Here is a 24,316-nt window from a genome sequence, read left to right on the forward strand (position 1 = left end):
CGCTCAAAATAATGCGCTTACATTTGTTGTGAAGCCGGTTATTGTCTGCGCACCTCCATCTCTCATTTTCGTTTGCGAAAACGTTTGCACAAATAACAAAACGTCGACTTTGAAACGGTTAAGCTGGGCCCAATCGAATCGTAGCATCCCGCTTGCAAGCGCGTCAACAACTTTTTGAAACCGGTTTCCCTAAGGGGCGCGACAAGAACGAAAAAACGGGATAATGCGGCATCCAGCGCCGCTTCATCCCGCCTGACTCATCGTTCCCTTGCTTTTGAAAGCATCGGACGCATGCGCTCGGCCAGCCGCTCGCCGATGCGGATCATGCCGTGCGTACCCGGATGCAGCAGGTCGTGCGAAAGTCCGCGCCAGTCGTCCAGCAGCTCGCTGCCGTCCGCATAACCCAGATTCGCGAAGCCCCTGTCCTCTACGATCGACCGCAGCGCCTGCCTGTACGCCTCGCTCGTCGCGCGGACTTCGCGGCCCGGCCAGGTCCAGCCCAAGTCCGGAAATCCGGTAAACAATCCGATGCACAGCACCGGCTTGTCCGGATTCGCGGACACGATCGTCGAGACCATGGCCCCTGCGCGCGCGGCGAATTCATCCGCGGTCGCGCCTTGGTTGAGCATGTTTACGGACAGGCACAGCGTCGCGATATCCCAATCGCGGCGGCCCGCGATATGCGCGGCGATGGCCGGCTCGCAATGCGCGGCTCCGGGGACGCCGAGGTTCAGCGGATCGAGGCCGAGCCGCCAGGCGGCCTGCGCGACATAGGTGGCGTCCGGCGATGACACCGAGCCGCCGTAGGTAATCGAGGTGCCGTATGCGAGATAGCGCAGCGCCGGCTTTTCGTCCGCGCGCGGCGGCCGGAGCGACGCCCCCCTCAGCTCGAGGAGATGGACCTCGCCGCCGTGGACGAGGATTCGCCATACCGGGCCAAACGACGATCGCGGCACGCCTTCCCGCCAAGGCGAATCGAACTGGAAGCGCGGGTCGCGCGCCCCCAGCGTCAACGTCTCCGGCTGCTCGCCGATTCTTCGGTCCTCCACCCAGTAGTCGCCGTAATAGATTTGTACGGCGCTCGGCTCGCCGTAGCTGGCGAGCGTCACCTGCGCCTCGCCCCCTTCCGCGACGAACCGGATTTCGGTCAGCGCGGCCCTGCGGATTTGCTGCCGCCCCCCCTCGGTTAATCCCTCGCGCACGGCCTCCGGCACGCGCTGCAGCAGATAACCCGGCCTGCCCTGAATTTCGACCATCGCTTCCACGTTATGCAATTCTGCCTGCCATGCGATCATGCGCTTTCCTCCTCTTAGTTCGCTTTAAACCGCCTGCGCCGCTTAAGCTCCACCAGCGCACCCATTCGCCGAACAGGCAAAAGGACTGCCGTCTGGGACGGCAATCCTGGCTTCGCGCTTACTTGGACTTCTTCAAAAATTCATTGTGCCGGCTCACCATGGCGGCGATCGTCGCATCGAGGTTCTGCGAGCCGAGGAAATACTTCTCGTATTCCTGCGAGCGCAGGTCCATGACCTCCTGCGGCACGGAGCGGACGAAGGTCGGCGTCTTGTTGTCGAAAATGACGTACATGAGCGATTCCTTGTCGTACGTGTCGGCCTTGTCGCCAAGCATGCTGGTCAATGCGGCGTCCTGATCGGCGTCCTTGGAAGCCGGCAGACGTCCGCCTGCGGCCATCGGCGCCATGCCGCCGTCCGCGTACCACTTCAGGAACTCCCAGGCGGCCGCCTGGTTTTTGGACCTGGCGTTGATCGAGATGTAATCGCCGAGACCGCCGCGCGTCATGAAGCCTTCGGCCTCGTCCTGGAGACGGGGCACCGGCGCGAACGCGATCTTGAAGTCGCGCGGATAGTCGGTGAAATTGTTGGAGCTGCGGAGCAGCCATGCCCCGATGTTCAGCATCGGCACCTCGCCGCTCAGGAACATCTGCTCGACCGGCATCTTGCTCGTCAGCTGCTCGCCGAGCGGCGGCGTCGTCTTGTCGTCCTTCATCATGCCGTTGAGCGATTCAAGCCACTTGCGGACGAGCGGATGATCCAGGTTCGAGGTGCCGTCCGCCTTCGTGTAGCCGTCCTTGGACAGCACCGCGTCGAGCGGATCGACGTACGGCTCGGTATTTTGGATAAAGCCGTAGCCGTCGCCCTTCTTGAGCTTTTTGGCATACTCGCGCATCTCGTCCCAGGTCCAGTCCTTCGGGACGGGAAGGCCCGCCGCGTCCAGCGCGTCCTTGTTCAGCGCCACGAAGTACGAGCTCTTCGTCGTCGGCATGCCGTAATACTTGCCGTCGATCTTCCAGCCCGCTGCGGCGGCCCCCATCTTTTCGTCGATGTTGTAGTCCGAAAAGGGGCTCAGGTCCGCCGCGAATCCGGATTCGACCCGCTTGGCCGTCTGCGAGAGCGTGTAGTTAACGTAAAGATCGACGTCCTGCCCGGTCATCATCGCCGTGTCGAGCTTGAGGTTGCCTTCGTCGTCGTTGACGTAGCGCACGTATTCGACCTGGATGTCCGGATGCGTCTTGTTCCAGCTGTCCATGACCTCCTGCGGTCCCGACTCCGGCGGCACCCCGCCCCACATCTTCAGCTTCACCGTGCCCCCGCTTGCCTTCGATCCGGCCGCTGCCGATGAAGACGCTTCCGATTTGCCGCTTGCCGAGGGATTCGCATTCCCTCCGTTATTGTTGCCGCAGCCTGCCAATGCGCCCGTTACGAGCGCCAGCGAAGCGATGCCTGCCAGCCAGCCTTTTTTTCTCACCAGAGACGCCCTCCCCGAATGTACCGATGTTGTTGTGTGCAAATCAAGGATAACAGGACGGCAAGGCGGTCCATAAGTAACAGAATCATGATCTCGATGGAACAGATATACACAATGCGCCGGCCGCGCGGAGCGATCGATACGATCAAATCGTTCTATGGTTCCGGTACTGGCTCGGCGTCATTCCCGTCATGCGCTTGAAGATCTTGATGAAGTAGTTGTCGTTCATAAAGCCGACGCGCTGGCCGATCCGGTTGACCGGCTGGTCGGTGTTGAGCAGCAGCTCGATCGCCTTGTCCACGCGCGTGCGGTGCAGATAGTGGATCAGCGTCTCGCCCGTCTTCTTTTTGAAAAGCGCGCTGACATAGTTCTCCCCCATCATGACATACCGGGACAGCGTTCCGAGCGTGATGTCCTGATCGTAATGCTGCTCGATGTACTGAATGATCTTGTTCACTTCCGGATGCGTGATCCGCTCTTTGACCGCGACCGGCGGACGGGAAACGGAAGGCTGATGCGCAGCGCCGGGCCGGGCCGCGGCGGCAGCCGCAGATCCGCCGGACAGCTCCCGCCCCACCTTGGCCAGCGTTTCCCGCAGATCCTTTACGCTCATCGAGAGCTTGAGTATATAATTGGACGCGCCGTATTCCATCGCCTGGCGCATCGCCTCGAAATCGCCGATACAGGTCAGCATGACGAACTTGGAGCCGATGCCGGCGTTTCTCGTCTCTTTGAGCAGCGCCAGGCCGTCCATCTGCGGCATGACGATGTCGCACAGGACGAGATCGGGCGGATCGCGCTTGATGAGCGCCAGCGCTTCGACGCCGTTGCTCGCTTCGCCGGCCAGCGTGAAGCCCATCTCCTCCCAGCGGATGATCTCCTTGACCGACTCCCTGACGAACGTCTCGTCCTCGACCAGCAGCACCTTGTACATCGCTTACGCCTCTATTTCGTCTTGGCGAGTCAATTCGTGAAGTCCGCTCTCGTACGGCTGGGACAGCAGCAGCGGCAGACGCATCCGGCATAACGTGCCGCGCGGCAGCGGAACGATGTCGAGCGTTCCCTTGTCCTTGAAAAGCAGCCGCAGCCGCTCCCGCACGTTGTCCAGCCCGATGCCCGGCCGCTTGCGCCCTTCCTCGCGGATGCGTCTGGACTGCTCGAGCCCGACGCCGTTGTCCTCGACCTCCAGCGCCAGCCTGTCCGGGTATTGGGCGTCCCTGTCCATGCGAATGAGGATGCGCCCGCCCTCCTGCATGTCGGCGATGCCGTGCCGGATCGCATTGTCGACGAGCGGCTGAAGGCTCAGCTTGGGGACGAGCGCGTATACGAGCTCCTCGTCGTAGCTGAATTCGATCTCGAAGCGGTTGCCGTACCGTATCTGCTGAATGTACAGAAAGGCGCGCGTCAGCTCGATCTCGTCCTTTAAGTAGATGAGATCCACGTCGGAATTGAGGCTCGTCTCCAGCAGCTTGCCGAGGGACAGGCAGATCTCGACCGTCTCTTCGCTGCCGCCGCGCAGTCCGATCCACTTGAGCGTATTAAGCGTATTGAGCAGAAAATGCGGGTTCATCTGGGCGAGCAGCATCTGGAAATGCACGGCGTCCTTCTGCCGCTCCTCCGCCCGCAAGCGCTGAATCAGCCCGTTCATGTCGACCATCATCGTATTGAAGGTGCGGGTCAGCTCGAGAATTTCGCCCTTGTAGTTTTTTTCGGGCAGCCGGATCCGCAGATCCTTGCGCACGGCTTCTCTCATTTTCATCTGCATGCGGGAGAGGGGCCGCGTGAACGTGTAGGCAAGCATAAAGGCGACGGCGACGAAAACCGCGGTGATAATATAAAAAGTGACAAAGTATTGCTGCTTCAGGCTCTCGATCTCGTTAAACAGCACCCGCAGCGGAATCCGGTCCACCAGGTACCAGTCCAGCGAAGACAGATAGCTGTAGTTGACCAGCGCGTCCCCGCTTTTGTCGGTCCAAAATCCATTGTCCGGCGCGCGCGCGACGGCTTCGGCCGCCGCAGGCGACAGCTCCGAGCCCGGGATGGACCTCGCGATCGTATCTCCTTTTCTTGTCATGATGAAGTAGGCCTGGTCGCTTTCCGATTTTTGGAGCATGGACTGGAACCAGAAGGAGAAATCGATGCTGATTCTTGCAAGTCCGTACGTCCGGTTGCTGCGGTCCCGCAGTTCGGCGTAAAGCGACAGCAGCATCGGGCTCTTGGAAATGTCGCGCGACACATAGTTCTCGTCGTCGGGCACCCACAGATAAGACGCCTTCGTCTCCTTCATGGCGGCGAACGAAGCGTTCGAGGCGATCGCGTCGTAATCGAGCGGCCTTCTTGGCTGGTAGGACGTATACACATGGCCGTGATCGTCGAGCAGCGTGAAGTACACGGACGGATTGTACAGGAAAAAGCTGTTGTTCAAGCCTTTGAATTTGTCCTCCATCAGGTCCTTGTTGTCCAGGACGGAGTGCCGGCCCGGCTCCTGAAGAATCTGGCGCACCTCGGAGTCCTGCTCGAGGAAAATGAGCGTCTTGAACGCGATGCTCAGCTGATCCTCGAGGGAACGATGCAGATTGTCGAGCTGCTCATGGCTCTGTTCGCTCACTTTTTTCTGAACGAGCGACTCGATTTTCTGGTAATTGTATATGTTCAAAATGCTGAACGGGAGCAAGATGACGAGCACGAACGCCGCGAACAGCCGGTATTTGAGCTTGTGGGGAACGAGATGGGACAATATGCCACGCATGTTAAGCGACTCCTTTGCGCGAGTGGTGAACTCATTATAGCATTGGAGGTATGATCGCTTCGGCTCGCGCGCGCATAATCACCAAATCGTAGGATCGTTGCGCCAAAATCATCAAATCGTTCTATCCGGACATGCGAAAAACGCGAAAAAGCCCGCCTCGTCGAGGGAGGCGGACTTCGGGCGCGAAAAGCGGACTTCGGGCGTAGAGGCGAACTTCGGGCGTAGAGGCGAACTTCGGGCGTAGAGGCGGACTTCGGGCGTAGAGGCGGACTTCGGGCGTAGAGGCGAACTTCGGGCTTAGAGACAGGTTTCAGACGCTTAAGACGGACTTTAGGCGCGAAGGGCGGATTTAAAGCGCAGCAAGGCGGGCGCTTATTTGACCTTCACGCGAAGCTGCGGCGAAGATGACGTTCCGGCAGCGATCCGCGGCGGCGCCGTAGAGATGCCAGCGGCCTTTTTCACCGAGTCGGTCACCGTCTGGATGACTTCCCCGACGTCGTGCGCGGATTCGAACAGCGGATCGATCGTCTGCATCTTCCCTTTGACGTCGCGGGTCACCTGATTGGCGTTCCGGATGAGCTGGGAAGCTTCCTGCGTCAAGCCATGGACGGCGTTCCGCACCTCGGCGAGCGTCTTGTTCGTCTCCCCGAGCGTCGTCATACTCTTGCGGAGCGTTAAGATCAGATACACGGCTAGTCCGGCAAAAGCGATCGCGGCGACCGCGACGCTGATTTGAATGACCATATGCAGCACCCCCTCTCCTCCTTCACTGTATGTCCGAAGGGGGCGGGACATTCCTTCGACCTCGACTGGCGGCGCAGTCCCGGTCCCGCCATGTTGCGCCATATGGAGCTTCTTCGCCTCAGCTTATTAACCTGCGAGCAGAGTTACACGGAAAAACCGTGTAACTCCGCCGAAACCGCCGCCTGCGAGCAGAGTTACACGGAAAAACCGTGCAACTCTGCCGAAACCGCCGCCTGCGAGCAGAGTTACACGGAAAAACCGTGCAACTCCGCCGAAACCGCCGCCTGCGAGCAGAGTTACACGGAAAAACCGCGTAACTCCGCCGAAACCGCCACCGACGGAGCAGAGTTACACGGAAAAACCGTGTAACTCCGCCGAAACCGCCGCCTACGGAGCAGAGTTACACGGAAAAACCGTGCAACTCCGCCGAAACCGCCGCCTGCGAGCAGAGTTACACGGAAAAACCGCGTAACTCCGCCGAAACCGCCGCCTGCGAGCAGAGTTACACGGAAAAACCGCGTAACTTTATGCCGATAAGCGTCCGGAAGGGTTGCTCGTTTCCGCAGCCGATTCGCGCTCGATCGCGACCCTAATCCTGCCCCTGCGCCAAATACATCCGCGCCTCGTACGGACGCAGCGTTCCGCGCTGCGGTTCGTCCGCATAGTTGGCGATCAGCAGACGCATGTCGCGAGGCAAAGTCTCGGGCAGCTCGAACGTGACGTCCGCGCCGTAAAAGTTGCACAGCACGAGCAGCGTCTCGCCGTCCAGCTTGCGCGTATACGCGAATACGTCGCGATGCTCGGGCAGCAGCAGCTCGTAATCGCCGTAGACGAACACCTTGTGCGTCTTCCGAAGCGAGATCAGCTGCCGATAATGGTGGAAGATCGAGTCCGGATCGTCCCGCTGCGCGTCCGCGTTAATGTCCGCATAGTTCGGATTCACTCTGATCCAAGGTTCCCCCGCAGTAAAGCCCGCCTGCGGCGTCGCATCCCACTGCATCGGCGTTCGCGCGTTGTCCCGCCCTTTCGCGTGGATCGAAGCCATGACCTCGTCACGAGGGTAGCCTCGCTCGGTACGCTCCTTGTAAAGATTGAGCAGCTCGATGTCTCTGTAGTCTTCGATCGGATACCGCACGTTGGTCATGCCGAGCTCCTCGCCCTGGTACACGTACGGCGTCCCTTGCATGCCATGAAGCAGCGTGGCCAGCATCTTTGCAGACTGCACCCGATATGCCCCGTCGTTGCCCCATCGGGAGACGATGCGCGGCAGGTCGTGGTTGTTCCAGAACAGGCTGTTCCAGGCTTCGCCCTTCAGCTCCGTCTGCCACTTGGACAGCACCGCCTTGAGCCGCAGAAAATCGAGCGGCGCGAGGTCCCACTTGCTCCAGCCTTCCTTTTCGTCGAGACTAATATGCTCGAACTGGAACACCATCGACAGCTCGCTGCCGTCCGGATTGCTGTACAGCTTCGCGATGTCCGGCGTCGCTCCCCACGTCTCGCCGACGGTGAGCAGGTCCGCGCGCCTGAACGTCCGCTCGCTCAGCTCGCGGATGTAATCGTGCAGCTTGGGCCCGTTGCCGGTGATCATGCGATCCGGCTCCTTGGCGATGAGGTCGATGACGTCCAGGCGGAAGCCGCCGACGCCTTTGTCGATCCACCAATTGATCATGTCGTAGATTTCTTCTCGAACGCGGGGATTTTCCCAGTTCAGATCCGGCTGCTTGACGGAAAACAAGTGCAGGTAATATTGGCCGAGCTCCGGCACCCATTGCCAGGCCGAGCCCCCGAAGATGCTGCCCAGGCCGTTCGGCGGCGCCCCAGGCTCGCCGTCGCGCCATACGTAGTAGTCGTGATAGGGGTTGTCCCTGCCCTTCTTCGCTTCGACGAACCAGGGATGCTCGTCGGAGGAATGGTTGAGCACGAGGTCCATGACGATCTTGATCCCGCGCCGGCCGGCCTCCTCGATCAGCCGCTCCATGTCGTCGAGCGTACCGAACATCGGATCGATGTCCCGGTAGTCCGAGATGTCGTACCCGTTGTCGTCCTGCGGGGACTTGCACACCGGGGACAGCCAGATCGCGCCGATGCCGAGCTCCGCCAGATAATCGAGCCGCGAGATGATCCCCGGGAGATCTCCGATGCCGTCGCCGTCGCTGTCCTGGAAGCTTCTCGGATAAATCTGGTACACGACGGTTTCCTTCCACCACTTGTGCTGCTGCACGCCGAATCCCCTCGATTCCTATAAGCTGCATCGCTTCTCTTCGCAACCTATTTTACCCTTTTCCGTACGTCCCGTCTAAACCAGCCGCTCCCTGCGCTGCATCGATCGTTTTCCGAAATCGTTCGCGGAGGAGCTTGCTTAACCTTTCTCTGCGCCTTGCGTCAAGCCTTCGACAATGAAGCGCTGGGCAAAGGCAAACATAATAATCGTCGGGATTACGGAAATGACGGCGCCTGCCGACAGGGATCCCCAATCGATATCGAACTTCAATACGAATGAATTCATCCCGACGGGGAGCGTTTTAAGCGCGTTTGTGTCGATAAACATGACGGCCTGGAACAACTCGTTCCAGTTCTGAACGAAGGCGAAAATAAACGTTGAAGCGATCCCCGGCATCATGACCGGGATAATGATGCGGAACAGCGAGCTGATCCGCGAACAACCGTCGATCATCGCGGCTTCCTCGAGACTGGCCGGTACGCGCTGGAAGAAGCCTCTGAGCATAATGGTCGAGAAGGCGATAGAACCGGTCGTGTACAGCAGGATGAGCGACAAGCGGGTGTTCGTCAGCCCCATATTGGACATCATCAGGTACAGCGGCGCCAGCGACACGAAGCCCGGCAGCATCTGGGTGAGGAAAAATGCGAGCATGATCTGCTTGTGGCCGCGGAACGCGAACCGCGCCATGACGTACGCGCACAAAATCGAGATGATGATGACGGCGACTGCGGACACGATCGACACGTACAAGCTGTTCATGATATAGATATGAAACCTGGAAACCGTAAAGATGCGATCAAAGTTACCGAGAGAAAAGGTTTTCGGCCAATAGGAAATCGGCAGCTTGAAGATCTCGCCTTTCGGCTTGAAAGACGTGATTACGATCCAGTAAAGCGGAAACACCATCACGATCAGGTGAAGCGCCATATAGACCATTTTTAAGCCTTTGAGCGTCCCTTTGGCAGCCACTAGAAGTCACCTACTTTCTCGGACTTCGTCACGAACAGATAGAAGATCGTGTACAGCATCAGGATGACGAGCATGATGACCCCGATCGAGGAAGCCGCGCCATAATTGCCTGCGAGCAGCCGCTCCATCAGGAGAGAGGACAGGACGTGCGTGCTTCCGGCAGGACCGCCGTTGGTCATGCCATAGACGAGCGACGGATCGTTGAAAATCCAGATGACCCGCAGCAGCGTCGTCGCGATGATGGTCGGCATAACGTAGGGCAAGGTGACGTTGAAAAATTTGCGGAACGCATTCGCGCCATCGATATCGGCCGCTTCATACAATTCGCCGGGCACGGACTGAAGTGCGGCCAGCAGCATGATGGCGAAGAATGCGATGCCGTACCACACGTTTGCCACAATCACCGAAAACATCGCCCAGCCCGGATCGGACAGAAAGCCGATTCGATCGTGGATGAGACCTATTCTGAGCAACAAGTCGTTGATTACCCCGTATTGAGAGTTAAACAACCACTTCCAGATCAGACCGATCAGGAACCCCGACAGCGCCCAGGAGTAGAATACGAAGCCCTGATAAACGCCTCTTCCGCGAAACTGCTTTTTCAGCATGAGTGCGAGCGCAAGCCCGAATACAAATTGAAAAACCAGCGAGAAAAATACCCAATAAACGCTGTGCTCAAGCGCGGAAAGGAATTTGCCGTCCTTGAACGCAGCCTCGAAGTTATCCAAACCTACGAAATCGGTGTTATTGAGGTTGAACAATTCATAATGCTGGAAGGCCATGACCACACCGCGCAAAAACGGATAGAACGTGAAGACTGCGAGCAGCAGAAAAGCGGGGAACAGGCTAAACCATATAAATGTACGCTGTTTCAACGGAAGTCACCGCCTTTAGATGCAGGGAACATGGCAGACAGCCTGAGCTGTCCGCCATACTCGCTTATGATTAAGCTATTAGTTGCCGCGTATTACTTGGACGCATCAAGTTCGGCTTTGGCATCGACCCAAAACTGGGCCCACGCCGCAAGCGTTTCTTCGACAGTCGCCTGGCCCAGCAGCATTCGCTGGCCGGTCTCCATGGACAACGTGCCGAACTTGCTGTAAGCCGGGTAAATGAACGGAGGCTTGAAGTTGACGAACGTATTGGAATCGGCCGTCATATCCAGCAGCGTCTTGTACGGCCCTTCATTGAAGAACGGATCTTCGGTCGCTGTGCTGTGGATCGGAATCGTACCGTAGCTCTTGGACCATTCGACATTTTGTTCGTTGTCGCTCAGGAATTCAATCAGCTTCCAAGCCGCTTCCTTCTTAGCGGAGAAGGACGTAATGCCCCAGCCTGCGCCGCCGGCGCTGATCAGCGCTATGCCGCTCGGACCGGTCGGCATCGGTGCGGTTGCCCAGGTTCCTTCTTCCATGCCATCCTTCAGCGAGTTGATCACGTCGGGATCCTGGAGCAGGAAGGCCGTCACGCCGGAAGTGAACGCTTGTACTTGCTCGGAGAAGCCCCAGCCGACCGAATCGGCAGGCGAACCTTCCTTGAAGAGCTTCAGGTACAGATCGAGCGCTTGCTTGGCCTCGGGGGAAGCATAGATCGACTTGCCGTCCTTCAGGAACATCGAATCGTCCGTATTGACGTTCGCGCCGTTGTAAGTCAGCACCATCGATTCCGGTACGGAGTTTGAGCCGGAGCCGCCGCGGAACGAGAAGCCGTAGCGGTTCTTGGACTTGTCGGTCAGCTTGATCGAGGCATCGACCAGCTCTTCATAAGTCTTCGGAACTGCGATTCCCGCTTCTTGCAGCCAGTCGGCCCGGTAGAACAGTTGACGCTGATACAGACCGTTGGAGATGAAGTACAGTTTGTCGCCAAGGCTGCCGACGTCGAGGGCTGTTTTCGTTACGGTGGCGTATTCGCTCCAATTTTTGGCGTAATCGTTGAGCGGCTCCAGGTATCCGTTATTGACGAATTCCGATATGTTCACGTCGCGCGCCTCGACGATGTCGATATCTTCCTTGGCGGAAAGCATCGTACGGATTTTATTGTCTGCTTGGTCGAACGGAGGCGAGATCAATTCAACATCGACATTGGAATTGGCTTTCTCGAATGCGTCTATCATCTTTTGAAGCTCGGCCGTGCGGGTATCGGAGGTCAAGCTTTCGATCATTCTAAGTTTTACTTTTTTTTCGCCGCCTCCGCCGCCGTTGGAAGCGCCGGACGAATTCGCGTTTTCATTATCCCCGCAAGCAGCTAGAACCATGGCAAGTACGGCAGAAGAGATCGTCAGTTTAGAAACCGTTTTCATTCCTTTTTGCAAAAACATTTAAATCCCCCTTTAGAATGGTTTTCCTGTCGGCGATCCTATCAACCTGTATGATAGGTATCATCGTTTGTGTAAGGAATTTTGTATCTTCTTCATGAACTTTTTTATTGAGCCGCTTAATTGCATTTATGGCAGATCGCAAGAGAAATGAAGTTTTTCCCCGCCTTGATGAACATGTACGGATTGATCCGGAAGAACAACCTCCAGCTGCGCAACGGCGTTAGTGGATACGGTCATTTTGAACTGCTTTCCATCGCTCAATTCCCATGCGACATTTACGACTCCCTGCGGTGTCGCGACATCTCCGGACGCGTATGTCAGCTTGCCCGGCTGCGGTGCGACTTTAATCGTGGTATAGCCTGGAGTGGCAGGCGATACGCCCAATATTTTGGCGCTGAATTCATAGATAGGCACAGCGCCCCAGGCATGACAATCGCTGCGCTGACTGACGGGATCCTCCACCCACGACGTGAGTCCGAGCGCAGCCAGGTCTCTCCAGGTGTCCCAAAGTGAGAAGGATAGATCGTAGGAATCGATCTCCTCAAGCGCGCGGAATAAGAAAAATGACATGGCGTAGGACACTTTTGACAACTTTTGGTTGGCAAGCATACGCTCGATCAACTGCTTGGCAGCTTCTCCTTGGACGGCGCCGGCCAGTACGGCCCAGATCTGTGCATGCTGGCTGTACAGCTCCACCTGCGGGGCATCCTGATAAAGCCCGGCAGCTTCCGAATAGCTGGTTGTGTTGACGGCTTCAATTAGCGCCGCGGCCCGAGACCTGTAATCGTCGCCGGTTCCGGTTCTGCCTAACGAGTCCTGAAGCTCGGCGGCCAGCTTTAACGATGCGGCATACATCAGATTATAGATGACCATGCTGCCTTCCTTTGATGCCGTCGGTACGCCCCTTAGTTCGCTCCACTCGTCTACCCAATCCACGTAGGACCAATATTCCGGCGGCATTTGATCTAGCAGTCCATCGGAAGCTATTCGTTGATGGAACCATTCCAGAATCCCGTCAATCGTGGGCAGATAAGTTCTCACCAGCTTAAGGTCTCCAAAATAACGGTAATGATCGTGGACCATCATTATCCAATACAGTGAAAAGCCTGGAATCACTTGTTGCAGCATCGACGGATACCTGCTCTGGAGCATCCCGTTAGGCAGCCGAGAGCAATGAAAATCATAGATTGCCTTCCGGGCCAGACGGTCATCGCCGCTTAGCTGGTAAGTAAACAGAGCCTGCAACCGCGTATCCATCGCGTACTGCAGCTGCTCGAAATAAGGACAGTCTTCGTACGTCTCGTGCATGCAGCGCTTAAGCGTGTTGATGCTGATGTTCCAGAGCGGCTGCAAGCTGACGTCGGAGCTGGCGAAGCTCGCTTTGACCTCCAGCGGATAGCCTGTTTCTCTATAATGAAAAGATTCGATGGTCAGTGCTTCCCCGGCCGTCTCCACCTCAAGCGAAATATACCGGAATGTCCGAAATAAGAAAGGTTCGTAACATTCGGGTTGATCCGCGAAACCATATCCGCCGACTGTATAGAGATCAAAATTGCCGATCAGTACGCCGGTCCGATCGTCTCGGATTCCTTTAACGTATCCACCCGTTGCCGGATCGGTTTGTTGATAGCATTCCGCGTATAAAAGCTTTATGCTTGCGTTTTTTCCGCTGCTTAGCCAAAGTACGGGATAACCGGTTGTCATTTCGCCCGCATCAAGTTCGAGTTTAAAGTTTTGATTGGGGCCGATCGTGACGGGCTTCCCGATATCGTCCGGGCCGAAGGACGGAACGAACGCGCGATTCGTCTCATACAGCGGCGGAATCGGACGCGGAGCAAGATACCATGGCGAGAAATGGCCGATTACGGGATTTTCATGTTCGCTGATTTTGACGGCAAAATGCCAGGCGGAATCGTCGTATTCCACCGTATACCAGTTGTGCGCGAGATCGCGGCCGTCCACGCGTTCCGTACCGCCTACAAACGCCGTATCCTCATCCGAGGCATCATAGGCAATCGCCGTTTCCTGCAGACAGCGCCAACGCTCGTCCGTATGCAGCGTCAAAATGGAATTGCCCTTCTGGTCCAACACCTCGCCGGAAAGTAAAAAGCCTCCGCGATTCGCTCTCCAGACGGAGACCGGACCTTCTCGACCGTCATAGTGCACGACATGGGCGGCGATTACATTACGGCCTTCGCGCAAGAAGGAGGTGCAGTCGACTTCTTCGTAATAATAGGTTTGGTGGTCGCCTTTGGCGGGTCCGCGAGATACCGGGATGCCATTGACATACAGACGATATCTGCTGTCTGCAGAAACCTTCAACTGCAACGTTGCCTCTTCAATTCGGTCCAGAACAAAGCTTCTGCGGAAATAGATTTGCTCGTGCACCTGCTCGTTCCGGACGACCTGCCGTTCTTCCATCCAGATCCAAACCGCTTCGATCGATTCGTGATCGCTCAACGTTTACTGCCTCCCTCCGATTGCAAATTTCATTAATTACTATACACTAGAGGTTAATTGAAATATGAGGCTTAATCGGACGAAATATAAGGTGCAATCGGACGTTAGACACCAGGAAAAAGGGTGAGCGCATGAGCATCAAACCTTTCGTCTTTACGACGACCTCGGCCGAATTTCTGTCGCCGGAATATCCTGTTTTTATCAATCGGGTGCAAGAGTCGTTCGGAATGTGGCATCACGATCACGAGTTTGTAGAGATCAACTATGTGAGCGAAGGAACGGGATTTCAGTATATCGAGGAACAGTTCTTGCCTGTGGCGAAAGGAGATCTTTTCTTTTTGCCCATCGGGGTGTCGCACGTGTTCCGACCCTCGCATGCCGGGCCGGACTCCGGTCAGTTGATCGTGTACAATTGCTTGTTCGACGGCTCGCACAGTCAATCGCTAAAAAGTTTTTTTGCGAAAGATGCAGAGATGCTCCGGTTCATTTTCGCCCGTTATCCGGAGCAGGCTTGGCTGCATTGCAAGGATAAGGACGGTTCGTTTCAGCGGATTTTTAATACGCTGTTCGAAGAAAACAGGGTAAAACGTCCGGACTCGAATGATGTGATGCAGGCCGAGTTGGTGAAGCTGTTGCTTCTTATCCGGCGCTCCAAAGAAAATGACCTGGCCGTGGACGGAGGGACATCAAGGTTCGGTGAAGATGCGCTTGAATCGGTGCTGAACCTGCTTCGTCGTGAGCCGGTTAATTCGGTCCGCATGCGGGATTTGGCCGCGATGGCGGGGTTTAGCGAGAGGCAGTTCCGGCGACGGTTTGCAGCTCGTACAGGGATGAGCTATACCGATTATGTGAACAAATTGCGTGTCGAGATCTGCTGCGACCTGCTGCTCGCGACGAACGAGAAGATCGCAGCCATTGCAAGGCTGGCGGGTTACGAAGATATTAAGCATTTCAACCGGCTGTTCAAGCGTATAACCGGGCAAACGCCCAGGCAATTTCGGAGCATGCATGCAGCGAGAGACGGCGTGCGAGGGCAGAAGGAAACGAGGGGAAATAGCGTTCAAAAGGAGAACTAAAGCCGAGCAGCAGCCTGGCTTCGCCGAAACGCATGGCGGGGGCAAGGTTCGCAGCGTGTCTAGGTCTAGGTGTCATAAGATTGTTTTTTAAATCGGACGCTTTACAAATGAATGTCGGCGTGTTACCTTATTTCTATAATTTTAGAAATTACGATGAATAAGGCGGTGAGCGCCAGGTGATCCCGGACAACGAGGAAGTCAAGCAAGCGGTGAAGGTATACAAGGCACTCGGCGAACCGACCCGCATCAAGATCGCGATGCTGCTCACGGAAGAGCAAACGCTCTGCTGCTCCGATATCAACGCCAAGCTCGAATCGGTCGCAGGCTCCACGCTGTCCCATCATCTGAAGCAGTTGACGGAGAGCGGGCTGCTCCAGCTCCGCAAGGACGGCACCTACATCTACTACAGCGTCAACAAGGACATTGCGCGCAAATACGCGCCCTACCTGCTGGGTTAGCCGGCTTGCCGGCACATGCAGCAGGTCGTCTTTTGTCTTTTATTTCGATAAATTTAGAAATATAAAATTTAAGGGAGCTGGGAATTATGAGTAACGCCTGGAAAATCTATATGCTGGCCATCGTCAGTTTTCTCGTCGGCACGTCCGAATTCATCATCGCGGGTATTCTGGACCAGGTCGCCGCCGATATCGGCGTCTCGCTGGCGGCTGCGGGGCAATTAATCACCGTGTATTCGCTGGCTTACGCCTTCGGAACGCCCTTCTTGATGGCCGCGACGGCCAAGGTCGATCGCAAACGGCTCATGATCTACTCGCTCGCCGTCTTCGTCGTCGGCAACTTTGCAGCCCTCGCTTTTTCCGGCTACGGCTTCCTCATCGTGTCACGCGTCATTCTCGCGCTCAGCAGCGGCGTATTCGTCGTGACGTCGCTCACCGTCGCCGCCAAGCTCGCCCCGCCCGAAAAGCAGGGCAGCGCGATCGCCACGCTCGTCATGGGCTTCAGCACCGCGCTGATCGTCGGCGTGCCGCTGGGAAGGCTCATTTCCTCTCTGTATAATTGGCAGCTCGTATTCGGCGCCATCGGACTGCTCGGCGTGCTCGGCATCGCGCTTGTCGCCTATACGGTGCCGCGGACGGAAAACGAGCGCCCGATTCCGCTTCGCGAGCAGGTCCGGCTGCTGGCAAATCCGAAGATCGCCGTCGCGCTGCTCATTACGCTGTTCTGGATCGGCGGCTACTCGATCACGTATACGTACATCTCTCCGTTTCTGCTCGACATTACCGGCCTGAGCGAACGGGGCGTCAGCATCGGCCTGTTCGCGCTCGGCGTCGCGAGCCTCGTCGGCTCCAAGCTCGGCGGCTTCAGCACCGACAAGTGGGGCTACCGCCGCACGCTCGTAGGCGGCATGACGCTTCACGCGACCATCCTCGTCCTTATCTCGCTGCTGGCCCATTCGCCCGCTTTCGTCATCCCGCTGCTTATGCTTTGGGCGTTCGCAGCCTGGTCCTCGGGTCCGACGCAGCAGTATCATCTCATCACGCTCGCGCCTGAAGCCTCCAGCATCATGCTGAGCCTGAACAGCTCCGTGCTGCAATTGGCGATGGCAGCCGGCGCGGGCATCGGCGGCGTCATCGTCGAGCAGTCCTCGCTCGCCGCGGTCAGCTGGATCGGCGCGGCCGGCGTCGCCGTCGCGGCACTCGTCGCAGCAGCGGCGTTCGGATACTTCAGACCGGCATCGGCAGCCCTCCGCCGGAAAGAAGCGGAGCTGGCGGCGAAGCTGGGTGCGCAGGATCTGAGCTAAAATACGTAGAAGCCGCGGCCATGGCCGCGGCTTCTTGCTATTTCCATTCCGTTACCCTGAAGCGCGTCAGCAGTCCGACGGCCCGCTCGACAGCAAAGCCGATGCGCTCTCCCCCTGCAGTGTGCACGACCTTCGACGTCTCCGCCGGTTTGCCGTTCGCCCATACCTGCAGCTTGCTTTCCGCCTGCCGGACATAAACGGAGAGCGTGCGCCCCGCAGTTCGGTCGACCGAAATCTCCCGCCCAAGCCCCGGAATCGCGACATCCAGCCTGCCGCCCGCGCCGTCCTGTTCGAACGAGATGTCCAGCTCCGCTATATAGGCATCCGGAAGCTGTGCCGTATAGGTCGCTACCGCGCGGCCGCCGAGCGCGGCGAGGCGCAATCCGCGCGCAGGATCGACCGAACCGCCGCTGTCTGAACAAGCGAACCTGCCGACAAGCGAATCCGCCGAACGGAAGTCGGTCTCGTAATGCCGCGTGATTGCGAGACCAGCGAACTCCGCGCCTGTAAAATGAGTGATCATCGCGATTCGCCCGGCTTTTGCGTCCAGCACGCCATCGAATATCGGCAAATCGTCGAGCCTGACGGACCATTGGCCGCCGCTCTTCCTGACGTTCCAGCGGTGAAAGGCGGCCGGTTCGAATCCTGCGGCCAGTTTAACCTTCGCGCATACGCTCCGAATACCGTCACGCTCGGCGGACACCACCGCTTCCCTGCGACCTGCATCAACTAGCACATCCACCCCTGAACGCCCGTCCTGGACGCTCGCGAAACGAAATCCGAATCGGCCGCCAGGCATTTGATCGAGCCACCGCGCCGAGCCTTCGAACAAAAAATCATCCCAGCTGCCGCGAATCCTTGCCTCCGTCGTACCGCGCGCGTCCGTCTGTCTGCCGAATCCGGCATGGGATGTCCATTGCCCGCTCGTAACCTCCCATCCTCCGGTATCGGCCAATTCGCCTTCCCCGGCGAACAGCTCGCGGAAGGCAGGCATCCCCGGTGCGTCCTGTACGTCATCGGTCGGCCCCGGCACCCACAAGCGCTCGCCTTGCCAGAGCAGCGGGTCGATCCGCAGCTGCCGCCGCTCGCCTTCGCCCGCCTCGTTTTGAACAATGTCGCGCCCGTGGTACACGATCCAGCTGTCTGCGAGATTGGGCGCGGTCGCGACCGAGTGATGGCCCGTGCCCTCGACGGCGTCGCTTTTGCGCAGCAGCGGCTCATATATGTCGTTCGCCGGCCATTTGGACCAGGCGAGCGACCCGATCGATCCGTCGCCGCGCGAAGTGGCATAGCCAACGAAGTAATGCTCGCGCTCGAAGCTGTTGCCGCTGTACATCAAGTAGCGCGCGTCTCCGCGTCTAAGATAATAAGCGCCTTCGATCGTATGCCAGTCCCGTCCGTCGCCGAACCGGTCCGGTCCGGAGATCTCCTCGTTCAGCGTCGCGGCCACGACTAGCGCGGGCTGCCCGGCAGGCGTCGTCATATCGAGCAGCCGGTCGACCAGGATGACGGTTCCCGGGCGTTCGTCGTCGGCGCCCGCATAATCGTCTACCGAATAAAACAGGTACCATGAACCATCCTCGTCTTGCACGACATGCGCATCGATGGAGAAGCGCTCGAACAGCGTTCCGGCAGGCTCGAACGGGCCGAGGGGATGCTTGGAGACGGCGACCTTCATCCACTGAAAATGCGCAGGCGACATGCCGGACGAATAATACATGTAAAAGAGACCGTGGCGGTAGACGACGCACGGCGCCCAATATCCTTCTTCCGGCTGAGACAGCGCGAGACCTTTGCTCTCCCAACGGACAAGGTCCGTCGAGTAAAAGACGGGTACGCCGTCATGGCCGGTCGGATAACAATAATACGCGCCGTTATACTTCAGGACGTAAGGGTCCGGATTAGGCGGAACGGCTGATCCGACGGCAGCGTCCACGTGCGTAATCTGCAGCGGATTGCGATAAATTCTCGATCCTAGGGCGGACAAGTGATTCGAATGCACGGCGCTCATACCCCTTTGCGTTCAACTCCAGGCGCTAGCTATGCGCGTATATTTCCCTATCCGCTGCTCGTTTTCCTGCTTAACGATGATCGCCCTGCCGAGTTCGTTAGTTACAGCCACGCACTACGATCTTGCATCCCTGGTATTCTTACTATTCTTACGTTGGCAGAAAAGGAAGCTCGTGTTATCATGATACATATCGTATCATTTGTGAGGAGCGTCCGGCATGTCCGTGAAGATCAGCGTAGCCGTGCCTACGCATAAACGCGCGCATTATTTGAAAGAGACGCTGCTGTCCATCTGCGCGCAAACCCGCATGCCCGACGAAATCGTCGTCAGCGAGGACGGCAGGGACGTGCCCACCTTAGAGACCGTCAAGGAGATTCGGGCGATGTACCCGACGATCGCGATCAAGCATATCGCCAGCATTTCCGACGACGTGCGGATCGGCCAGCTCCAAAACCGGCAGCAGGCGTTCCGAGCTACTACCGGCGACTTCGTCGCAATGCTCGACGACGATGACGTGTGGGAGCCGGCGTTTCTTGAACTCGCCGAGGCGGCGCTGCTCTCGCATCCGGAATGCGGGTTCGTGTCGAGCAATCATTACTTCATGGACGACTCGGGGAGCAGGCACGCCCAGCAGAGCCGCGACTTTGCCGCTTATTGCGGGAGAACCGCGATGAGCAGCCAGCCGTACGCTGATGTGCTCTCTCATACGCTTCGCAACAATGCTTGCGTATTTTCGCTGCAGTTCAGCCTGTTCAGAAAAGGCGCGCTCGAGCGGGTCGGATTTTTTCAGCCCAGCGGCGGTCTGGTACCTGACTATATGCTGATGCTCGCGCTTGGCGCACGAGGAATCAGCGGATATTTTCTGACCGAGTATTTGGGTTCGTGCCGGGTCCATCCGGGGCAGCAGACCGCGAAGCGGCTGGAAAACGTCAAGAGCAAGTTCGAAGGGCTCGCCTATATGATTCACGTATTCGGCGAGCGGCTGACGCGGGGGCAGCGGCGCTTGCTCGTAAAAAAGTATCAGCAGACCGTAATGGAATACGCGATCGCGCTGGCACATGCCAAGCAACGGTCGGAGGCCTTGCAGCTGATGGCCCGGCCGTTCAACCGCTTCGGCTCGGCGCTGCCGTCCCCGAAGCGGTTGGCCGTCCTCTTCGCGCTGCTGCTCGGCGTCCGAAGGCTTCGGCACTGAGCCTTTACTACGCAAAAAAGTCCGGGGAACCCAGTCCCCGGACTTTTTTGATGCATTCGCGATGTCGCGTCTGCTGGTCAACGACGAGAATTCGTCGAGCTGAACAAGTCTTCATTCTCTACGGCAGGATCGCCGGAGCGATCGAGCTCCGCTCTTTCCTTGCGAACGGTCTCGGATACGTGCTCGGTATCCTGGACGACCCGCTTGCCGATCGAGATCTCCTCGGTCGCAACCGGCCGCTTGGTCACTTCTACGCGCTCTTCGCTCACCGGAATACGAATCGTCTCGTCTTTTCCGATAACCGCGCCGTCCGTCGCTTCATCCTGAATCGCATGGCGTTCAATGACGACTTCTTCGCGCTGGACGGGAACCTCGATCGTCTGCCGTTCCTCGATGACGTCCTTATGGACGGACACCTCGCCGGTCCGGACGCGCTCCTTGTCCACGTTAAGCCGTTCCTCGTGCAGTCTGAGCGTATCGGCATCCTTCACATCTGCGGCAGACGAAGCCGATGCGCCCGAAGCGGCGCTGACCAGATCGTCGCGCGGCTCGCCTTCAAGATTGGCATAGGTATCCGCATTGAGCGAACCGTAGCGGCGGAAAATATCGTATACGCGACCTTGGCGAGGCGTGTCTGCGTCGACGATGACAAGCAGCTTGTGATCGTTGACATACTCGTTATAGCGCTCCGCTTCCTCCTTCGGAATGCCGAGGCCGATCAAGCCGCCCACGAGACCGCCCGCTCCGGCGCCGACCGCCGCGCCGGAGAGCGTCGCCGCGATCGGACCGGCCGCCAGCAGCGGGCCGATCCCCGGCACGGCCAGCAGGCCCAGCCCCGCGAGCAGACCCGTGACGCCGCCGATCACGCCCCCCGTTGCAGCGCCGGTCGCGATGCCTTGAGGCGCCTTGGTGCCCGTCTCCTCATGGATGTCTTTCAGTTCCTTCTTATTTTTACTGACGACCGAGATCTGATCCGAGCTGTAGCCGATCGTTTTCAAGTCCTCGATCGCAGAGATCACCGCTTGCTCCGAATCAAAAACGCCTACGACATGCCGATTTTCATTGTGGTTCAGATTGTGGTTCAGATGGTTAGCCATTATCCTCAGCCTCCTGATCGGTAAAGTTGTGTTTGATTCGTTCACAACCTCTATTTAACCGAATTGAGACGTTATAAAATTAAAAATGGCCTGTTTAAAATGAGAAAAAAATGAATGTTTCCTAACGCGAATTCGGTTTCAGACAGACATCCTTATTTCCGTCAATTAAACGTCACTTCGTCTTCCTCCCCTCATTTGACGCTATTAAGGAAGTCTTTAATCGTCCTCCTAATCTTCTTTCGACGCGGGACGGTCGTCCTGACTTTTAAAAAAGCGCATCGATCGGAGAATGCACGCTTTTAAAACTTCAAGATCCATGTCGGCCAATTTATTGACGTATACGCAGCCCTTCCCTGCCGTGTGCTTGCCCAACTGGTTTAACAGTATGACTCGATCGTTTTCGTTCATCGAAAGATATAGACTGATCTTCGCTTTTCTAGGCGAAAAACCGGCGAGCGGTGCGTCTCCTTCGTGTCCGGATGCATACTTATAATGATAGGAACCAAACCCGATTATGCTAGGTCCCCACATTTTCGCCTCATAACCGGTCGTTTCCGTATAAATATCCAGCAGCCTGTAGGCATCTTCCCGCTTTTTGGGATTATCTATGCTTTCAATGAACGCGCTGACGCTTGCATCTGTTTCTTTCGTTTTAAGTTCGTACATGGATAGGTACACCTCTACGTCGAAAATAGGATTAGCTTTTGAATCCTTTTATACATTCAACCCGGTTTCCAAAAGGATCCCTGAACTCAAAGCGCTCAAACCCTTCAATCGGCACCGACTCTAAAATCTTGATTCCGTTTTCCTTTAATATCACTTCGATGGCGCTTAAGTCCTCTACTTCATAGGCGAGATGCGCTTTGGTCAAAAGACGGTCAACGCCGTCCTCCGTACCGATGTGCAGCTGCTGATCGCCGACCTCGACCCAGAAACCGCCTCTGCCGAGCAGCGATTCGGGTTTTGGAGTTTCCTTCAGCTTTAACACGCCGCAATAAAATGCTTTGGCCTGGTCTTCTTGACCTTTAGGAATTGTGATTTGCGCATGGTGAAAACGTGTAATCATGAAGTTTTTCCCTCCTTTTCATTGCAGCGGTTTCCTCATATTGGTGTAATAAGATTTGAATCCGATCTTTTCCCAAAAGCGCCTACCTTCCGGATTTGTCTCTAGCACGTCGATAATCATCGTATTCGCTTTACCGAATCTGTCTTTCTTTAACAGGTTTATTCCTTCACGGCCGTAGCCTTTGCTTCTATCATCCCGGTTAATAAAGAACTGCCGGATGTACACTTCCGTTTCAGTTTCATCATAGGGTGCGGCCTGAAGCTTATATACCGCATATCCAATCTCTTTTTCTCCCCTAAAAAACAAATCAATGCTCCATCCGCTCTCTAGCCAATCCAGTACTCGCGCTCGCAGCTGAACGAGGTTCATCGGATTGCTGCTGCCTTCGTCCTGAATTAATTGAAGATTCATTGCAGCAATCACATCCGCGTCGCGTTCGGTAGCCGAGCCTAAAGATAAGACCATCAGGTTAATCCCCTAATCTTATGGTTTTGAACGTACGTAATGCCGAATAACATCATCATTACAAACTTGCACATTCATCTCAAGCCGCTTCTTATTTAACGATCCGCCCCTAATCCTCATCCTGAAGCGGGGATACCCGCCAAGGAAAACTTGAAATTATTTCGGTTTCTTTTTGATCAAATTCTGCATGATAATAATGCCTATGCTGAGTCGGCAAATAAATCGATTCAAATTGCTCTGAGAAATTCAATGAGTTCAACAACTGCTCGAATTTCTCTTCGGCCCCATACAGGTAAATGAGATTATCTCTGTCATAAACGATCGTTACGTTATCCTGAGGCGAGTGAAGCCAAATGTCATGTCTACTATCGTTCTGAATGTAGTCTCCGAACCGATCCAAAAAATTTAAAGTGTCGACGCGCTTCAGTTCCATGCTTTGATATCGCGCGGACTCCTGTTTTCTGCCGACATGAAGGACATACAAAATAAAAATGGGCTCCGTTATTGTCATAATTAATTGGGACAACGTTCTGATAATGCCGGTCGACCAAACTTCAATACGATCAAATTGGTCATCGCTGTACTTATAATAAACATCTGAAGACGAGAATTTCTCAAACCTGCCGTAACCTTCTACATCTTTGTTGAATGCTAACTTATTAAGCATCGCTATCCCCTTGTTCACTTTTTCTTTTTCCTCAAATAATTTCCAATGTCTTTCATTTCAATAAATAAGTCCCTGGTTGACCTCGATCCCCATTGCCTCACAAAAGTCCATATACAATTAACCAGCAGATGGCTCTTCCTTGTAGTGCTTAATGTCGCCGTGCAATATAATTTCTGCGATATTGTTTTCAATTACGATTTTGCATAGAGAAGCGGGATGAATGTAGGGCGGATTCCACAATTCCTTTAAAGGGAGTTTTTCAAAATAAGCCATAATTAACTTTACGACAACGGTATGCGTTACGATTAAGATCGAACGTCCTTCATTGCTTTGAACAATCTCATTTAATTTTTGAATCGCGCGGTGCTGAACATCTTCAAATCTTTCGCTTCCGGGAACATAAAATTGCGCAGGATCGTTCCAGAAATAATAGAGTTGTTCGGAATCGTTAGCTTCCAGTTCAGACTGAGTTTTACCCTCCCAATCTCCCAAACTGATTTCTTTGAAAACATCGCAATCGGTAATTTGCAACTCTCTTTTTCCCTTTATAATCTCAGCCGTTCTGCGAGCCCGCATGCTGGAGCTTGAATAGGCAACATCGATTGGTTCTTGTCGAAGAGCTTCCTCCAACCATTCAGCTTGGCTGATTCCTAATTTCGTTAAAGGGGAGTCCTGATGCCCCTGCAACCTCTGTTCCACATTCCACTCAGTCTGTCCGTGTCTCACTAGATAAATGATGGTTTTAGATGGCATCTGG

At 56.0% G+C, this 24,316-nt stretch carries 21 protein-coding genes; 4 read left to right on the plus strand and 17 right to left on the minus strand.

Annotated features, from left to right (window positions below):
• Window positions 1–257: 257 nt before the first annotated feature.
• From ACFOTD_RS19330 to ACFOTD_RS19375, 10 genes are all read right to left on the minus strand, one after another.
• Window positions 258–1,295 carry a GDSL-type esterase/lipase family protein gene (locus ACFOTD_RS19330; RefSeq protein WP_378121583.1) on the minus strand — a complete coding sequence of 346 codons (1,038 nt, stop codon included), beginning with the start codon at window positions 1,293–1,295 and terminating at the stop codon, window positions 258–260.
• 118 nt (window positions 1,296–1,413) lie between these two features.
• Window positions 1,414–2,766 carry an ABC transporter substrate-binding protein gene (locus ACFOTD_RS19335; protein ID WP_378121584.1) on the minus strand — a complete coding sequence of 451 codons (1,353 nt, stop codon included), beginning with the start codon at window positions 2,764–2,766 and terminating at the stop codon, window positions 1,414–1,416.
• Window positions 2,767–2,911: 145 nt separating this feature from the next.
• Window positions 2,912–3,700, minus strand: a complete 789-nt coding sequence (locus tag ACFOTD_RS19340; protein ID WP_378121585.1) for a response regulator — start codon at window positions 3,698–3,700, stop codon at window positions 2,912–2,914.
• A gap of 3 nt (window positions 3,701–3,703) precedes the next feature.
• Complete coding sequence (locus ACFOTD_RS19345) at window positions 3,704–5,515, minus strand: sensor histidine kinase (RefSeq protein WP_378121586.1); 1,812 nt, start codon at window positions 5,513–5,515, stop codon at window positions 3,704–3,706.
• A gap of 372 nt (window positions 5,516–5,887) precedes the next feature.
• Window positions 5,888–6,259 carry a DUF948 domain-containing protein gene (locus tag ACFOTD_RS19350; RefSeq protein ID WP_378121654.1) on the minus strand — a complete coding sequence of 124 codons (372 nt, stop codon included), beginning with the start codon at window positions 6,257–6,259 and terminating at the stop codon, window positions 5,888–5,890.
• A 589-nt stretch (window positions 6,260–6,848) separates the two neighbouring features.
• The gene (locus tag ACFOTD_RS19355; protein ID WP_378121587.1) at window positions 6,849–8,480 is read right to left on the minus strand and encodes a glycoside hydrolase family 13 protein; all 1,632 of its coding nucleotides are present in this window, start codon (window positions 8,478–8,480) and stop codon (window positions 6,849–6,851) included.
• Window positions 8,481–8,618: 138 nt separating this feature from the next.
• Window positions 8,619–9,449 (minus strand): carbohydrate ABC transporter permease, encoded by an 831-nt coding sequence (locus tag ACFOTD_RS19360; protein WP_378121588.1) that lies wholly within the window; start codon window positions 9,447–9,449, stop codon window positions 8,619–8,621.
• Window positions 9,449–10,324: a carbohydrate ABC transporter permease gene (locus ACFOTD_RS19365; protein WP_378121589.1), complete on the minus strand. Its 876-nt coding sequence runs from the start codon at window positions 10,322–10,324 to the stop codon at window positions 9,449–9,451. The genes ACFOTD_RS19360 and ACFOTD_RS19365 overlap by 1 nt, the downstream gene beginning before the upstream one ends.
• A 92-nt stretch (window positions 10,325–10,416) precedes the next feature.
• Window positions 10,417–11,766, minus strand: a complete 1,350-nt coding sequence (locus ACFOTD_RS19370; protein WP_378121590.1) for an ABC transporter substrate-binding protein — start codon at window positions 11,764–11,766, stop codon at window positions 10,417–10,419.
• 126 nt (window positions 11,767–11,892) lie between these two features.
• The gene (locus tag ACFOTD_RS19375) at window positions 11,893–14,226 is read right to left on the minus strand and encodes an alpha-L-rhamnosidase-related protein (RefSeq protein ID WP_378121591.1); all 2,334 of its coding nucleotides are present in this window, start codon (window positions 14,224–14,226) and stop codon (window positions 11,893–11,895) included.
• 227 nt (window positions 14,227–14,453) lie between these two features.
• On the opposite strand from ACFOTD_RS19375, the gene ACFOTD_RS19380 reads away from it, so the two are divergent.
• From ACFOTD_RS19380 to ACFOTD_RS19390, 3 genes are all read left to right on the plus strand, one after another.
• Window positions 14,454–15,302, plus strand: coding sequence for a helix-turn-helix domain-containing protein (locus tag ACFOTD_RS19380; RefSeq protein ID WP_378121592.1), 849 nt, complete (start codon window positions 14,454–14,456; stop codon window positions 15,300–15,302).
• Between the two features lie 176 nt (window positions 15,303–15,478).
• The gene (locus ACFOTD_RS19385; protein WP_378121593.1) at window positions 15,479–15,760 is read left to right on the plus strand and encodes an ArsR/SmtB family transcription factor; all 282 of its coding nucleotides are present in this window, start codon (window positions 15,479–15,481) and stop codon (window positions 15,758–15,760) included.
• An 86-nt stretch (window positions 15,761–15,846) separates the two neighbouring features.
• Window positions 15,847–17,061 carry an MFS transporter gene (locus ACFOTD_RS19390; RefSeq protein WP_378121594.1) on the plus strand — a complete coding sequence of 405 codons (1,215 nt, stop codon included), beginning with the start codon at window positions 15,847–15,849 and terminating at the stop codon, window positions 17,059–17,061.
• A gap of 37 nt (window positions 17,062–17,098) precedes the next feature.
• Here the strand turns inward: ACFOTD_RS19390 and ACFOTD_RS19395 are convergent, their stop codons facing one another.
• Window positions 17,099–19,063, minus strand: coding sequence for a glycoside hydrolase family 43 protein (locus ACFOTD_RS19395; protein WP_378121595.1), 1,965 nt, complete (start codon window positions 19,061–19,063; stop codon window positions 17,099–17,101).
• 226 nt (window positions 19,064–19,289) lie between these two features.
• Between ACFOTD_RS19395 and ACFOTD_RS19400 the strand changes: the two genes are divergently transcribed.
• Window positions 19,290–20,264 carry a glycosyltransferase family 2 protein gene (locus tag ACFOTD_RS19400; protein WP_378121596.1) on the plus strand — a complete coding sequence of 325 codons (975 nt, stop codon included), beginning with the start codon at window positions 19,290–19,292 and terminating at the stop codon, window positions 20,262–20,264.
• A gap of 77 nt (window positions 20,265–20,341) precedes the next feature.
• On the opposite strand, the gene ACFOTD_RS19405 is transcribed toward ACFOTD_RS19400, so the two are convergent.
• The 6 genes from ACFOTD_RS19405 to ACFOTD_RS19430 all read right to left on the minus strand — a co-directional run bounded on the left by ACFOTD_RS19405 (window position 20,342) and on the right by ACFOTD_RS19430 (window position 24,312).
• Window positions 20,342–21,361, minus strand: a complete 1,020-nt coding sequence (locus ACFOTD_RS19405) for a YsnF/AvaK domain-containing protein (RefSeq protein WP_378121597.1) — start codon at window positions 21,359–21,361, stop codon at window positions 20,342–20,344.
• A gap of 228 nt (window positions 21,362–21,589) precedes the next feature.
• Entirely contained in the window at window positions 21,590–22,027 is a 438-nt protein-coding gene (locus tag ACFOTD_RS19410; RefSeq protein WP_378121598.1) for a DUF1801 domain-containing protein, read from the minus strand.
• Window positions 22,028–22,058: 31 nt separating this feature from the next.
• A complete protein-coding gene (locus ACFOTD_RS19415; RefSeq protein ID WP_378121599.1) occupies window positions 22,059–22,427 on the minus strand; it encodes a VOC family protein in 369 nt (122 codons plus the stop codon).
• Between the two features lie 18 nt (window positions 22,428–22,445).
• Window positions 22,446–22,892, minus strand: coding sequence for a GNAT family N-acetyltransferase (locus tag ACFOTD_RS19420; RefSeq protein WP_378121600.1), 447 nt, complete (start codon window positions 22,890–22,892; stop codon window positions 22,446–22,448).
• Between the two features lie 109 nt (window positions 22,893–23,001).
• Window positions 23,002–23,577 carry a hypothetical protein gene (locus ACFOTD_RS19425; RefSeq protein WP_378121601.1) on the minus strand — a complete coding sequence of 192 codons (576 nt, stop codon included), beginning with the start codon at window positions 23,575–23,577 and terminating at the stop codon, window positions 23,002–23,004.
• 99 nt (window positions 23,578–23,676) lie between these two features.
• Window positions 23,677–24,312, minus strand: coding sequence for a histidine phosphatase family protein (locus tag ACFOTD_RS19430; protein WP_378121602.1), 636 nt, complete (start codon window positions 24,310–24,312; stop codon window positions 23,677–23,679).
• Between the last annotated feature and the right edge of the window lie 4 nt (window positions 24,313–24,316).

It is taken from the genome of Cohnella sp. GCM10012308, from assembly GCF_042649185.1.
GTDB lineage: Bacteria > Bacillota > Bacilli > Paenibacillales > Paenibacillaceae > Cohnella.

Coding starts and splice junctions, on each gene's coding strand:
- ACFOTD_RS19400 (WP_378121596.1), top strand. CDS start 19,290: ATGTCCGTGAAGATCAGCGTAGCCGTGCCTACGCATAAACGCGCGCAT.
- ACFOTD_RS19350 (WP_378121654.1), bottom strand. CDS start 6,259: ATGGTCATTCAAATCAGCGTCGCGGTCGCCGCGATCGCTTTTGCCGGA.
- ACFOTD_RS19410 (WP_378121598.1), bottom strand. CDS start 22,027: ATGTACGAACTTAAAACGAAAGAAACAGATGCAAGCGTCAGCGCGTTC.
- ACFOTD_RS19420 (WP_378121600.1), bottom strand. CDS start 22,892: ATGGTCTTATCTTTAGGCTCGGCTACCGAACGCGACGCGGATGTGATT.
- ACFOTD_RS19415 (WP_378121599.1), bottom strand. CDS start 22,427: ATGATTACACGTTTTCACCATGCGCAAATCACAATTCCTAAAGGTCAA.
- ACFOTD_RS19390 (WP_378121594.1), top strand. CDS start 15,847: ATGAGTAACGCCTGGAAAATCTATATGCTGGCCATCGTCAGTTTTCTC.
- ACFOTD_RS19405 (WP_378121597.1), bottom strand. CDS start 21,361: ATGGCTAACCATCTGAACCACAATCTGAACCACAATGAAAATCGGCAT.
- ACFOTD_RS19370 (WP_378121590.1), bottom strand. CDS start 11,766: ATGTTTTTGCAAAAAGGAATGAAAACGGTTTCTAAACTGACGATCTCT.
- ACFOTD_RS19345 (WP_378121586.1), bottom strand. CDS start 5,515: ATGCGTGGCATATTGTCCCATCTCGTTCCCCACAAGCTCAAATACCGG.
- ACFOTD_RS19380 (WP_378121592.1), top strand. CDS start 14,454: ATGTGGCATCACGATCACGAGTTTGTAGAGATCAACTATGTGAGCGAA.
- ACFOTD_RS19330 (WP_378121583.1), bottom strand. CDS start 1,295: ATGATCGCATGGCAGGCAGAATTGCATAACGTGGAAGCGATGGTCGAA.
- ACFOTD_RS19430 (WP_378121602.1), bottom strand. CDS start 24,312: ATGCCATCTAAAACCATCATTTATCTAGTGAGACACGGACAGACTGAG.
- ACFOTD_RS19340 (WP_378121585.1), bottom strand. CDS start 3,700: ATGTACAAGGTGCTGCTGGTCGAGGACGAGACGTTCGTCAGGGAGTCG.